The sequence below is a fragment of the Streptomyces sp. NPDC107559 genome (genome assembly GCF_055657365.1).
Genome location: NZ_JBVKBD010000003.1, coordinates 98,903 through 110,770 on the forward strand (window position 1 = coordinate 98,903; position 11,868 = coordinate 110,770).

The window sequence follows — 11,868 nt, forward strand, 5'->3', positions numbered from 1 at the left end:
ACGGGTGCGGGCCGGGGCAGTGCCGGAGAGACCACCCCGGCGGCCGCGCCGACGCGGGCTTCGCCGGACGGGCCGGGGCGTGCCGGACGGACCGCGGGTCCGCCCGGCGCGGGCCCGGACTACGCCGTGCGGCGGCGCACGATGCGCAGGGCGGACAGGACGAGGAGGGCGGCCACGGCGAGGACGAGCGCGCCGGAGGCGAGCTGGTAGGGCCAGTAGTCGCCGGTGTCCAGGGAGTTGATCAGATAGCTGTCCTGGGGCTGGGCGCCGAAGAGCTGCAGGCCGAGGATGCCGCCGGAGTGGTAGCCGTTCACCTTGGCGAAGAGGGGGAAGTCGACCAGCAGGACCAGGCGCGAGCGGACCAGGACGGCGGCCGCCAGCCAGGTCAGCGCGGGCGCGGCGATCAGGGTGGGCCAGGTGCGGCGCAGCAGGGTGCCGGTGTACGCGCCGGCCGCGACACCGAGGACGGTGTAGGCGACGGTGACCGGGCCGATGGCGAAGCAGGCGCCCGCCACCGCGGCTCCGTGCACGAGCAGATCGTGCCCGGCCGCGAAGGTGGCGCTGTGGTGGTACAGCATCGCCAGCAACAGGGTCGGCACCGTGAAGATCACGGCGACGGTGGCCCAGTGGACGCCGAACCACCGCGCGGGCGTGACCGACTGGGTCAGGGCCAGGGTGACCCGGCGGGTCTCCCACTCGCGGGCGGTCAGCACACCCGCGGCCACCGCGGCGAGGAGGGCCGGCTGGAAGGAGATGCGGCCGCCGTCGTCCAGCAGCCTGCCCGTCAGGTCGTACATGCCGGGGTGCGCGAGGTAGCGGTAGTAGCCGCCGGCCCGGTCGCGCAGGACGACGGCGTCGGCCCAGTCCGCGTGATGGAGGAGGATCGGGGCTCCGACGAGGAGGGCCGACAGCAGGACCAGGCCGGCCAGGATCCGGTACTGCCGGACAGCGAGCCGCAACAGCGGCGCCCGGTGGCCGGGCGCGGCCGGGCCGGCTACGGATATGACGGCGGTGGGGCTCATGCGGCGGATTCCTTGACGTGCGACGGAGTGGAGCGGGAGAGGCCGGGCGCCCCGGACCCGGCGAGATACGCGAAGGCCAGTTCCTCCAGGGAGGGGGACCGGACGTCCCAGTCCTCGGGCAGCGGTCCGGCGGGGCGGATCAGCGCGCTGGTGCCGCGCCCGGCCGGACGGGACTCGACGACGGTGTGGCCGGTGAGCCGGTCCGCGCCGCCGGGCAGGGTCACCACCGCGTGGGCGGAGGTCAGTTCGTCGATGTCGCCGCAGAGCCGTACCGTGCCCGCGTCGAGGATCAGCAGGTGGTCGCAGGCGTCGGCCAGCTCGGAGAGGATGTGCGAGGACATCACCACCGTGGTCCCGGTGTCGGCGACATGCGCCATCAGCAGGCCCATCACCTCCCGTCGCGCCAGCACGTCCAGGTCCGCCATCGGCTCGTCCAGCAGCAGCAGATCGGCCCGCTTGCCCAGGGCGAGCGCCAGGGCGATCCGGGTGCGCTCGCCCCCGGACAGATCGCCGACCCGGGCGTTCCGGTCGAACCGCGACGGGTCCGCCACCCGCTCCGCCAGCTCCGCGTCCCAGTTGCCCTCGTTGAGCCGGGCGCCCGTGCGCAAGGTCTCGGCGACCGTGAACCGGTGGAAGAGCGGGCGGTGCTGGGCGAGGTAGGCGACCCGGGGGTGCCCGGCGCGGGGCGGACCGCCGCAGACCTCGACCGTGCCGGCGTCCGGCCGCCGCATCCCGGCCGCCAGCTCCAGCAGGGTGGACTTGCCCGCGCCGTTGGGGCCGACGAGCGCGGACACCACTCCGGCCGGGACGGTGAAGGAGGCACCGTCCAGGACGTCCGGACCTCGGCGCCGATACCGGGCGGTGAGGCCCTCGGCGGCGAGCGCCACGTCAGGACTGTCGGGGTGCGGCATCGGGTTCCTGCTCCTTCGGGGGATAGAGGTCTTCGAGTACGTCGGTGAAGAGCGCGGCAAGGTCGTCCCGCTCGAGCCCGGCCTCCCGGGCCCGCGCGGCCACCTCCCCCAGCTCGGCCCGCCAGGGCGAGTCGGCGGCGGCGGTGGGGGCGCCGAGGGTGCCGGTCACGAACGTCCCGTGTCTTCGCCGGCTCTCGACCAGGCCCTGGGACTCCAGCTCGCGGTACGCCTTGAGCACGGTGTTGGGGTTCAGCGCGGTCGCCTCGACCACCGCGCGGGCGGTGGGCAGCCGGTCCCCCGGCACCAACAAGCCCAGCCGCAGCGCCTGCTGGACCTGCTGGACGATCTGGACGTAGGCGGGAATCCCGCCGCCCCGATCGATCCGGAAGGCGAACCCCACGACCGAACCCCCATTCAACCAATGAACTAGTGGAATGATGCATTGAGGGAACGGGACAGGTCAACCCCTGCCCGGCACCCACGCCGGCCTCGGCCTCTCGGCTCACACATCGCTCGGGCCTCACTGGGGCCTCACTCGGGCCTCACTCGGGCACCGCCCACGCAAGCAACCCACGCCGGGCCGGCCGCGCACGCCACCACACCCCGGACAACAGAAAACCCCAGATCACAAATGACGTGACCTGGGGTTGAACTGAGCCGCCTTCGGGATTCGAACCCGAGACCTACGCATTACGAGTTGTCCGATCTTGGTCCGGGGGTGTCCACTGGCATCTGTTAGGAGTCACACGCCGCTGGCCACCGGCCTGACGGACGACAGTGGACGGAAGCGAACCCTCTCGGAACGAACGACAACTGAGACTGGAACTGAGACCGGGTACCGATCTCTCATGACCTGGCGAGGCAGACACCACCGCCCGCTTCCTGACCTCCGCCTTACACGTCGTCCTGGTCCACTGCTGGCCTTGGCGTCCGGGCCTGCTTGCGGCTCATGCCCTGCATGAACGTGTGCCCGTCGTGCTTCGCCGTGCGTCCTCGTTGCCATCGGCGACTGCCGTCAGAGCCAGCAGCAGCCCGGTCCGGGACAGAGGTTGCCTACACCCCCTCCCTCAGGAAGGATGCAACTTTCCCTCAATCATGTAGGCCCGCGCACGGCACGAGCACGCGCCGCTTCTGCAGCGCGGTGGGCCTCCCGTTCTTCGCCCCCGGCTGGCCACGCCCGGCTGCGCGCTCGGTCGCTATGAGCATGAAGGTGGGAGACACCCTATGCGACTGGGGGGCATTCAACGCGCCTTCCTGAAACACCAGACATCCGAGCAAACAACACTCTACTCTGGTCAATGGAATCAGTAAGGGCAATCGCAACAGGGAGAGCGCGAGTGAGTGAACAGGAAGAAGAATCTCTTACTCACGAGTTCGACGAGGTAGAAGAGGAGGCCATTCGACTACTCACTCAATTCAAGATATCTCTGAGAGACGCGGGCGACGGGCATGTCACCTTTACCCCCTACGAGAAAATGACATCTCGTCGCGAGAATCAGGTGTCTCGGTTTGGCGTTTCACTGCCACGCAATTCCCTCCCCGACCTTCGAAGCCAGCTCCAATCGGGAGTTGTACCTCACTCAACGTTGCGCGGTATCGTAGCGCCAGAGGCCGGATATGCTGAGATGGTATTGCAGGATCCCAGGATGCTCGGAAATGGCAGTATGCGGCTGCGCCGCGCCACCATCTCCAATGAAACCGTATGCCGTCACACTGAAGGTGATTTGAGGATCACCACCCTAAGGAGAGAGGATCACGTTCACACCGATCTCCATATCGCAGGAAACGGCACTTGCTTGGAGATATCCCCTGCCTCGCCTGCCTGCTACGCGCTGACCGCCTACGCTAGGTACACACCCAGAGAAAGGGACCGTTTCGGCTCCTTCGGGCTAACGGTGAAGGTCTATCTTGACAGTGGCGAACCTGACCGCATCGAGAAGGATGCTAGTGAGGTAGTCTCCTCTCTACTCTACGAACTTGACGTCAGAAACGGCATTCGATTTAGCGTCGACAGGTGGCTTGCAGAGCGAGGCGACAGAAGCATCCTTCAGCGCAGGGCAGCCACGTCAGTTATCCGATTCCCAGAGATTTCAATCAAACCGGAGATGGCCACCCTATTCGGTTTCGCCGCTTCTGCCATAGATAACCCACCCCTCGCTTTCCTTTCTTACTATCAGATCCTGGAGCACAACCTCGCGTCTGCGGTAAAGCGTCGAGCCTTGAGGAAGATCGCCAAGGAACTCTCCGACCCTCTATTCAACAAGTCCAGCAGAGACGACCTGCTGCGCATTTTCATGGTAGGCGAGCGATCAACACACATGTCCGAATCGGCGCAGCTACGCACACTGATCGATGAATGTGTACGACCTGAGGCTTTGACAGACTTCTTTGATACCGGCAATCACCTAAGCCATTTCGGAAATAAGGGGCCGATTGCGGGCGTAGAAACAGTAAATCCCTCAAACCCCAAAGTCTCTCTGGCCTCACAGGTAGCGGATCGCGTGTATGGCATTCGCAACAGGATCGTTCACGCTAAGGACGATCCTAGATATGGCGAGGCCCCGCCGCTCCTGCCTGAGGGGCCTGAAGCCGATGCGCTGTGGCCTGACATCATGTTGGCCCGCTTGCTGGCAACCGAAGTAATCCTTGATGGACACGCTGGCACGTAGCTGCAGGGCCAGGAGGTCCCGAGTTCACAGACCCTGCCCCATGCGCGGCTTGGGGCAGCGGCGGTGCGCCTAAGGGTCTGCCGGCCGACTCGCCCGTTCAGGCCGGACGTCGACCGGTCTGATCGCTGCGGATGCGCCCCGCTTGCCGGAGGTTGGCCAACGAGGCGCGGCAACACTCGGTTCAGGCAGCGAACGGGAGCCGCTTGGGAGTCGGCGCACGATCCGTGAAGCCGTGATCTGCTGGCCCTGCCGCACGCTGCGCCAACCAACCGGAAACCCTCGGGCCGCCGTTCGGGGCGAAACCTTCGCGAACGGTACGGACATAAGTGAACCCCTGCCCGAGGTAGTACCGCTGGAGCCCCTCGTTCGTCGTCCATGCATCTAGGCGGACCCACTTGGCGCCTGCGCGGTATGCGCGATCACAAGCCCAATCGACCAGCCGCCCACCCAGGTTCTGACCGGCGTACTCGCGAGCAACGGTGAGCTTGTTGATGAACATCGACGGTTCGGTCAGCTCGTCTTCAGTCCACAGCCCGTCTTCGGCGTCCGCGGTGAGCGTGATCGTGGCGGCTGTGGTGTGGCCATCACGAAGCATGAACACGGTGCCTGCCTCGATCGTGGCCAGCAACTTGTCGGCAGGGTAGGGGCGACTCCACTGATCAGATCCAAGGTCCCGCAACCAGGTGGCTGCTTCCTGGCGAAAGGCCAACAGCTTGGTCACGTCGTGCGGTTCTGCGGAAGTGATGATCACGCGCTCTCACCTCGGGCCGACAGCTCGCCGATTTCGTAGTTCATGCGGTTGAGGTCGCCCCGGAACGTGGTGATCGTGCACCGAATCGGCCGGTCTGTCGAGTAGCCGGTTCGAGTCCAGATCATCACCGGCACCCCTGCTCCGATCTCCAGTAGTCGGGCTTCCTCCGGTGTGGGCATCCGGGCCGCGATCTCATCGAAGTACCCAACCTGCTCGATACCCCGAGCTGCGAGGTATCGCGTCGTGCCTTCCTCTATGTCTCCCGGCTCAGCCAGTCGTGGTGACTCTTCGATCAGCCACGCCGGATAGTAGGTCGCCTGCGTGGACCACGGGACGTCGTCCACGTAGCGATGACAGAACCGCAATACGGTCTTCGTACCCGCCTCGATCTTGAGGTGCCCGGCAACGCCTTCCGTCGCCGGCAGCACCTCGACACGGAACGTCTGGTGGGGCCGCCGGCCAGCGTTCGTCACGTCGGTGTTGTAGGCATCCCCGTTCTGCGGGAAGGTCAGGTCCTCAAACCGAGACGCGTTGAGTTCGAACACCTCATGCGACTTGACCTCGTATCCAAGCCCTTGGCTGGACGAGATGAGCCCCTCGCTGACGAGCAGGCTCAGACCGTTGCGGATCGTGTTCCGGGACGCGTCGAAGCGCTGCTGTAGGTCGTTCTCAGAGGGCAGCCGCGCCCCCGGCGCATAGACGCCGTTGTTGATCTCGCGACGCAGAACGTCAGCGACTTGCCGGTACTTCGGCTGCTTGTTCATGGCCCCATCATGACGCACTCGCGCAACTTGTAGGTACATGTAGCCCCTAACCTCTTGACGCCCGTCTGCCCATGGGTGCAGCATCATCCCTGTCAGCTTGTACCAACAAGTTGAGCAGGTGGTGCAACGCCATTGAGTGCATGTCCCTGCGCAGCAGGACTCCGCCGTACCCGCCTACACGCGGTTCGAGCGGCAGGGGAGACGTAGAAGCCCGTCGTCTTCACGGATCGATCGGTGTCATCGGCTAAGCCGCTGGTCTGACCCTCGGGTGTACACCCAGGGCCCGGATCAACGGGGATCCCGGTGATTGGGCCGCACCCAGTCCATGGCATCCAGGGCGCATCCACTCAGCGAGTGACGACTGAGTGGCGCGGTGACCGCGCGCCGGCCAATCGGAAGGGAGTGAGGCGCGGACGGAGCCGCGAGATGACAGTGGCGGGCTTTCCCGTCACTCGTCATGCGGGCAGGGCATCGGCCGTCGGTCGGTGCCCTGCCCGCTTGATGAGGCACCCACGACCACGTCAGGAGACCCGCATGTTCGGCAAGAAGTCGCAGCAGTCGTCCGACCTGACCTCGCCCGAGAGCGTGAAGAAGAGCCAGGCCGTCTACGACCGCATCGCGTCCGGCAAGTGCAAGAACGCCACCGCGGAGCTGGACGCCACCCACGGCCGCGGCAACAAGAACAAGCGCGGCTGACCCGCACCACCACCTACAACGGCGCGCCCCCGGAGCAGCCACTCCGGGGGCGCTGTCGGGCCGTAGCACCGACTAGGGAGAACACGACCCATGGACCAGATTACGGTTCTGGACGCCTTCACGGCGTTCGCCGACTTCGTAGAGCCGACCGACGCGGAGCTGTCCGCGATCGAGTCGGAGATGCCGCTGATCCTGGCGGACGTCGACCTGATCGACGCGCAGATCATCGCCATGGACCACGCCCCGAACGAGGTCGACGCCCGCCGGATCCGCCGGGCGCTCGCCCGCGTACTCGCCGAACGGGCCAAGCTGACCAACCGCACGGCCGGCACGACCCCAGCGGGGGGTGCGGCATGAGCGCCACCGTCTCCCGCCGGTCGTTGAGCCGCGCACAGAAGATCGTGCTGACGGCCGCGTTCGTCCCGATGGTCGCCACCGGGGTTGCCGGTGGTGCCGGAACGTTCAGCAACATCAGTGCCGCCTACGGGCGCGGGACCGCACTCGGTGCGGTCGCCGCCGGTGAAGGCGCCACGGCCGTGCTCGCCCTGGTCCTGCTCGGTCTGACCATGCTGGGCCAGTCCTCGCCCCACACGATCCGCCTCGGGCTATGGGCGTTGCCGGCCGCTGCGTCGGTGATGGCCGCGACCGCGGGCACGGACGCCGGGCACACCGTCATCTACGCCGTGACCCCGATGGGCATGTGCGTCTCGGCCGAGGGGGCCGCGTTCCTCGCCCGCCGCATCGTCGTCCACATCAGCGGCCATGACGCCGAGGCGGAGCGCCGGTCCGCGGGCGTCGTGCAGTCCCTCGCCTACCACCGTGCCCGCGCCGCCAACCACCCCAGCGAAAGGGCGCGCAAACGGTCAGACCGGGCCTCATGGCGTCTGGCCCGACGGGTCGGGACCGGTGACGCGTCGCTCGGATCGAGGCTGCTGGACGTCCAGCGCGAGCGCGTCACGACCGGCGCGGACGCCGCACTCGCCGCGATGTTCACCCCCGCCGCCCTCGATCCCACCCCGATCGAGAACACGGAGAAATCAGTCGAAAACAGTCGAGAACGGTCTACCTCTGATCTGGCGGTATCGAGCAGGCCCACGGTCGTGCTGACACGGCTTGTCGTGCCCGATCCGGCCCCGGTCGACCTGGGCAAGTCGACCACCGGCACGAAGCCGATGCCCGCCGTCGTCCCGGCCGCGAAGCCGATCCCGATCGCCCCCGCGCCCGCCCGGCCGATCCCCGCAGCGTCGCCCCGGCCGCACCGGGCGACCGGGCGGGTACCGGACGCCGCCAAGACGCCCCGCACCCGGCGCACCTTCGAGCAACTGATGACCGAGGCGCGCAAGGCGACAGCCGGGCTACCGGATCACGAGGTGACCGGGGAGGGCATCCGCCGGACCCTGCACACCTCGCCCGCGAACGCGCGCAAGCTACGCGACGCCCTGCTCGCCGAACGCGCCACGACCACCCCCGCGGCGACACCGTGAACGCCCTCGCCGCACTCTTACCGGCCGCGCCGCCCGTCCTCGGATGGGCGGTCCACGCCCGGTGGCTGCACCGTCGGCTGACCACGGCGCGCCGTGACCCGCTCACCGGACTGTGGACGCGGGATGCGTTCACCCGGCGAGCCCGCCGTCTGCTGCGCGACCCCCGCGCCGTCGTGGTCCTGGCAGACGTCGACCACTTCAAACGGGTCAACGACGTGCACGGTCACGCTGCCGGTGACGCCCTGCTCGCCGCGACCGCCGCTCGCCTCGCCCACGGCACCGCCCCGAGCGGGGTCGCGGGACGGCTCGGTGGGGACGAGTTCGCGGCCGTCATCGTCGACCGCGACAACACGGCTGCCGACCGGCTGCACACCCTCGCCCGCGTCCTGGCCCGGCCCGTCGACACCAACCCCGACGCCCACACCACCGTTTCTCTCGGGTGGGTGCGGGCCGCCGACCACCCGGGCGAGGACCTGTCCGCCCTGATGCGCCGCGCGGACGAAGCGATGTACGCGGCGAAACGCTCGGGCCGCTCTGGGCCGCACCGGGCGGTGCGGCTCGGGCGGCTGCTCGGCTCGGTCGCCGGACGCCGCCCCGGCCGGCGCGGTGCGGCATGAGCACCCTGCCCGTCTACCGGTGGCGCCTCGCCCCCGACGGCTACGCCACCCGCCGCCAACTCCGCGCCCGCGGGCTCCGCCCCGGCGGGCAGGACGTCGCCGCGACGCTCGAACGCCCGCGCCGCCGGGGGCGTCCGCCGCTGGTCGCCCATCTCTACCGTCTGGACCTCGCCCTGCCGGTCCGGCCGATGACGCCGGGCCGGTGGGCCGCGCTGGCGAAAGCCAACCACGCTCGCCGCACCTGCCCGGAGTGTCGCCGTGACGCGGGATACGTCATCCCGCCGTCGCTCGGCATGTGCTCGCCCTGCGCTTTCCCCGACAACGCCCCGGAGGGTGCGTCATGGAACAGCTCCCCGCACACCGTCCGTTGACGGTCGTCCAGCTCCCCGACGGCAGTCACGTCTACGCCGACCCTGCCGCGCTGCCGGTCCAGCAGACCACCGGCCCGCAGGTCGTGCACATCCACCAGGCACCCCCGGACCGCACGGTCCAGCGGGTGGCGCTCGGCTCCGGGGTCGGTGCCGGGGCGGTCGCGGCCGGCGTCTACTTCGGCCCGCTGCTCGTAGGCGTGCTCACCGCCATCGCGGCCAACCTTGCGATCCTCGCGCTGCTGGCCGCCGTCATGGCGTGGGGCGTGGTCACGGTCGTCCGTTCGGTGGGCGGCGGCGACGGCAAGGCCGCCAAGCGGCTCGGCCGCAAGGGCCGTTGATCCGAAAGTCGTAGACGGCCCGCAGGGCGTTCGCCCCCCTCGCGTGTGGGTCCAGACCCCCCCGAGCCGTGAACGGCCTTTCAGGGCCCCGCGAGGGGGTTGCACGGCCCTGTTTTCCGGCGCTCTACGCGCGCGTGCGCGTAGGGCCCCCACCCCTCCCCACCGCTCAACTCTGCAACTTCGCAGGTCACAGGTGGTTGCAGGGGTTCAACCGGTGCTGTCGACGCAACCGACAGCACCGCCCCCTGCAACCCGAGCGGGCCGGTGCCGCCACGCAACGGCGCACCGGCCCTCATCCACGGTCTTGGAGGACCCTTTCGTGGACTGGAAGCAAGCATGGTCGAACACCGCCAACACCACCAACAGCGCTTTGGATTCGCTCGCTCCGGTGTGTGCTCCGTTCGCCGCCCGCTGGGATCTTGAGGCGGACCGGCGGGACAAGCTGCGCACCCCCGAACACCTCAAGGCGCTCATGGCCGCGCAGAAGGAGCACAACGCCGCGCGGTCCACGCACGCCACCGCCAAGTCCCAGCAACTCAGCGCGCGAGCCGCGTCGAACAATCCGTTCGCGGCTGGCCGTCGCGCGGCTCGGGTGGCGAGCAAGGCAGCCGCGCGGCACGAGCGGGACACCCGCGCCAAGCTCAAGGCCGCTCGCGTGAACTACCCGAGCACGCTCAAGGCTCGGGCGGTTCAGGTGCACTCGCTGCACGCCGTGCCCACGGTCGCCGCGTCCGTGGTCATGTCCGCCTCGAACCTGACGCTGTGGCCGGCCGCCACCTCGGCCGTGCTGATCGGCGCGAACGTGGCCGGTCTCGCGCTCGGACGGCGCAAGTTGCGGGTGCCAGTGGACGAGTCGGTGTCGCTAGAGGAGCGGCAGCTCATGGAGCGTCTCGACCCGTCGTACTGGGTCGAGCACGCCCCGGACCGTGGCCTGTCCGGCACGGTCACCACGCCCCCGGCCATCGAGCCGGGCGGCATCCGGTGCGAGATCCGCCTCGATGGGACGTGGACGGTCAAGTCGCTCACCGACAAGCTCGACTCGATTCGTGCGCTGCTCGGTGCCCGCACCGCGCTGCGCATACGGATCACGTCCGCCTCGCGCGGCGGCTGGGCCGTCCTCACGTTGGCGACTCGGTCGGCAGCCGCGGGCGTCTCCTCGCTGTGGACCCCGGACCGGATCCCGGCCGATCCGATGGCGATGAGCCTCGGACTGGACACCGAGACCGGCGATGAGGTCCTGATCCCGTTCGACGAGCGGCTGTTGGTGTCCGGCGCGTCCGGCACCGGCAAGTCCTGGTCGTTCCGCCCACTGATGGCCACCGCCCACCTGCGCGGGGACCTGCTGCTCATCGACGGCAAGGGCGAAGAGGCCAACATCTGGGAGAACTCGTGCCGCGTCGCCGTGGAGCACGAGGACATCACGGACGCCGTGGACGACGCGCACGCAGAGATGACCCGCCGCAAGGTCGACATGAAGCAGCGCGGCATCTCGGTCTGGGACGGCCGTCAGCTCACCGTCGTCGTGGACGAGGGACAAGTGATCCTCGCCCTGATCAGCAAGGACAAGGACCGGCTGCAACGGCTGATCGAGCTGTCCTCGCTCGGTCGCTCGCGCGGTGTCGTCCTGTGGTGGGCGACGCAGTACCCGCTGACCGATGGCGGGGCGCCGGGCGTGCACAAGCTGATCGCACCGAACCTGCTCACCAGGTTCTCTCTGCGGGTGGCCGGCACGACACAGGCACAGGTCGCCCTGGACGACTGCGCGCACTACGCCCCCCACCAGATCCCCGACGGCCGCGAATACCGGGGCCACGGCTACCTCAAGGGCTACGGGCCGCGCATGCTCCGCACCTGGACCCTGGACGACGAGGGCGTACGCGCCCTGCCCAAGTCGATCTGGACCCCGGACCAGTCGACCGGCGGGCAGTCGCCGCGACCACTGCACCTGGTCAAGGAGACGGCCGCATCGTCCGGTGCGCTGAGCAACCGGGACAAGGTGCTCGCGGCCGTTCAGGCCGGTGCGCGGACGGCCAAGGACGTGGCCGACCGGATTGGCCTGAACAAGGGCACCGTCTCCCGCGAGATCAGGGCCCTGACCGCCGACGGAGCCGTGCACAGGACCGCCGACGGCAGGCTCCTGCCGGGCCAGGAAGCAGCCTGACCGCTTCCGCCCGACCGAACGACAACGGCGGCCCCCCTTCCGCCAAGAACCGGGGCCGCCGCCAATCCAGCCCAACCCAAACGA

At 68.8% G+C, this 11,868-nt stretch carries 13 protein-coding genes; 8 read left to right on the forward strand and 5 right to left on the reverse strand.

Going from position 1 to position 11,868, the window contains the following annotated elements; genetic code table 11:
• Positions 1–119: 119 nt before the first annotated feature.
• The 3 genes from ACZ7OY_RS11925 to ACZ7OY_RS11935 are packed head-to-tail and all read right to left on the reverse strand — an operon-like array spanning position 120 to position 2,333.
• Entirely contained in the window at positions 120–1,022 is a 903-nt protein-coding gene (locus ACZ7OY_RS11925) for a hypothetical protein (RefSeq protein WP_471911283.1), read from the reverse strand.
• Entirely contained in the window at positions 1,019–1,933 is a 915-nt protein-coding gene (locus ACZ7OY_RS11930; RefSeq protein ID WP_471911284.1) for an ABC transporter ATP-binding protein, read from the reverse strand. Before ACZ7OY_RS11930 ends, ACZ7OY_RS11925 begins: the two co-directional genes overlap by 4 nt.
• Positions 1,911–2,333: a GntR family transcriptional regulator gene (locus ACZ7OY_RS11935; protein ID WP_471911285.1), complete on the reverse strand. Its 423-nt coding sequence runs from the start codon at positions 2,331–2,333 to the stop codon at positions 1,911–1,913. Before ACZ7OY_RS11935 ends, ACZ7OY_RS11930 begins: the two co-directional genes overlap by 23 nt.
• A gap of 937 nt (positions 2,334–3,270) precedes the next feature.
• Here ACZ7OY_RS11935 and ACZ7OY_RS11940 point away from each other — a divergent pair.
• A complete protein-coding gene (locus ACZ7OY_RS11940; RefSeq protein ID WP_471911286.1) occupies positions 3,271–4,602 on the forward strand; it encodes a hypothetical protein in 1,332 nt (443 codons plus the stop codon).
• 181 nt (positions 4,603–4,783) lie between these two features.
• Here ACZ7OY_RS11940 and ACZ7OY_RS11945 read toward each other — a convergent pair whose 3' ends face one another.
• On the reverse strand, positions 4,784–5,353 hold the full coding sequence (locus tag ACZ7OY_RS11945; RefSeq protein ID WP_471911287.1) for a GNAT family N-acetyltransferase: 570 nt from the start codon (positions 5,351–5,353) through the stop codon (positions 4,784–4,786).
• A complete protein-coding gene (locus tag ACZ7OY_RS11950; protein ID WP_471911288.1) occupies positions 5,350–6,117 on the reverse strand; it encodes a GntR family transcriptional regulator in 768 nt (255 codons plus the stop codon). Before ACZ7OY_RS11950 ends, ACZ7OY_RS11945 begins: the two co-directional genes overlap by 4 nt.
• Before the next feature lie 534 nt (positions 6,118–6,651).
• On the opposite strand from ACZ7OY_RS11950, the gene ACZ7OY_RS11955 reads away from it, so the two are divergent.
• The 7 genes from ACZ7OY_RS11955 to ACZ7OY_RS11985 all read left to right on the forward strand — a co-directional run bounded on the left by ACZ7OY_RS11955 (position 6,652) and on the right by ACZ7OY_RS11985 (position 11,784).
• Positions 6,652–6,813, forward strand: coding sequence for a hypothetical protein (locus ACZ7OY_RS11955; RefSeq protein ID WP_471911289.1), 162 nt, complete (start codon positions 6,652–6,654; stop codon positions 6,811–6,813).
• A 90-nt stretch (positions 6,814–6,903) separates the two neighbouring features.
• The gene (locus tag ACZ7OY_RS11960) at positions 6,904–7,170 is read left to right on the forward strand and encodes a DUF6284 family protein (RefSeq protein WP_471911290.1); all 267 of its coding nucleotides are present in this window, start codon (positions 6,904–6,906) and stop codon (positions 7,168–7,170) included.
• The gene (locus tag ACZ7OY_RS11965) at positions 7,167–8,297 is read left to right on the forward strand and encodes a conjugal transfer protein (protein WP_471911291.1); all 1,131 of its coding nucleotides are present in this window, start codon (positions 7,167–7,169) and stop codon (positions 8,295–8,297) included. Before ACZ7OY_RS11960 ends, ACZ7OY_RS11965 begins: the two co-directional genes overlap by 4 nt.
• Positions 8,294–8,914: a GGDEF domain-containing protein gene (locus tag ACZ7OY_RS11970; RefSeq protein ID WP_471911292.1), complete on the forward strand. Its 621-nt coding sequence runs from the start codon at positions 8,294–8,296 to the stop codon at positions 8,912–8,914. Before ACZ7OY_RS11965 ends, ACZ7OY_RS11970 begins: the two co-directional genes overlap by 4 nt.
• Positions 8,911–9,285, forward strand: a complete 375-nt coding sequence (locus ACZ7OY_RS11975; RefSeq protein WP_471911293.1) for an RRQRL motif-containing zinc-binding protein — start codon at positions 8,911–8,913, stop codon at positions 9,283–9,285. The genes ACZ7OY_RS11970 and ACZ7OY_RS11975 overlap by 4 nt, the downstream gene beginning before the upstream one ends.
• The gene (locus ACZ7OY_RS11980; RefSeq protein WP_471911294.1) at positions 9,255–9,623 is read left to right on the forward strand and encodes a DUF6251 family protein; all 369 of its coding nucleotides are present in this window, start codon (positions 9,255–9,257) and stop codon (positions 9,621–9,623) included. Before ACZ7OY_RS11975 ends, ACZ7OY_RS11980 begins: the two co-directional genes overlap by 31 nt.
• A 319-nt stretch (positions 9,624–9,942) precedes the next feature.
• Positions 9,943–11,784, forward strand: coding sequence for an ATP-binding protein (locus tag ACZ7OY_RS11985; protein ID WP_471911295.1), 1,842 nt, complete (start codon positions 9,943–9,945; stop codon positions 11,782–11,784).
• The last annotated feature ends 84 nt before the right edge of the window (positions 11,785–11,868 follow it).

Coding starts and splice junctions, on each gene's coding strand:
- ACZ7OY_RS11925 (WP_471911283.1), bottom strand. CDS start 1,022: ATGAGCCCCACCGCCGTCATATCCGTAGCCGGCCCGGCCGCGCCCGGC.
- ACZ7OY_RS11930 (WP_471911284.1), bottom strand. CDS start 1,933: ATGCCGCACCCCGACAGTCCTGACGTGGCGCTCGCCGCCGAGGGCCTC.
- ACZ7OY_RS11950 (WP_471911288.1), bottom strand. CDS start 6,117: ATGAACAAGCAGCCGAAGTACCGGCAAGTCGCTGACGTTCTGCGTCGC.
- ACZ7OY_RS11955 (WP_471911289.1), top strand. CDS start 6,652: ATGTTCGGCAAGAAGTCGCAGCAGTCGTCCGACCTGACCTCGCCCGAG.
- ACZ7OY_RS11960 (WP_471911290.1), top strand. CDS start 6,904: ATGGACCAGATTACGGTTCTGGACGCCTTCACGGCGTTCGCCGACTTC.
- ACZ7OY_RS11965 (WP_471911291.1), top strand. CDS start 7,167: ATGAGCGCCACCGTCTCCCGCCGGTCGTTGAGCCGCGCACAGAAGATC.
- ACZ7OY_RS11975 (WP_471911293.1), top strand. CDS start 8,911: ATGAGCACCCTGCCCGTCTACCGGTGGCGCCTCGCCCCCGACGGCTAC.
- ACZ7OY_RS11980 (WP_471911294.1), top strand. CDS start 9,255: ATGGAACAGCTCCCCGCACACCGTCCGTTGACGGTCGTCCAGCTCCCC.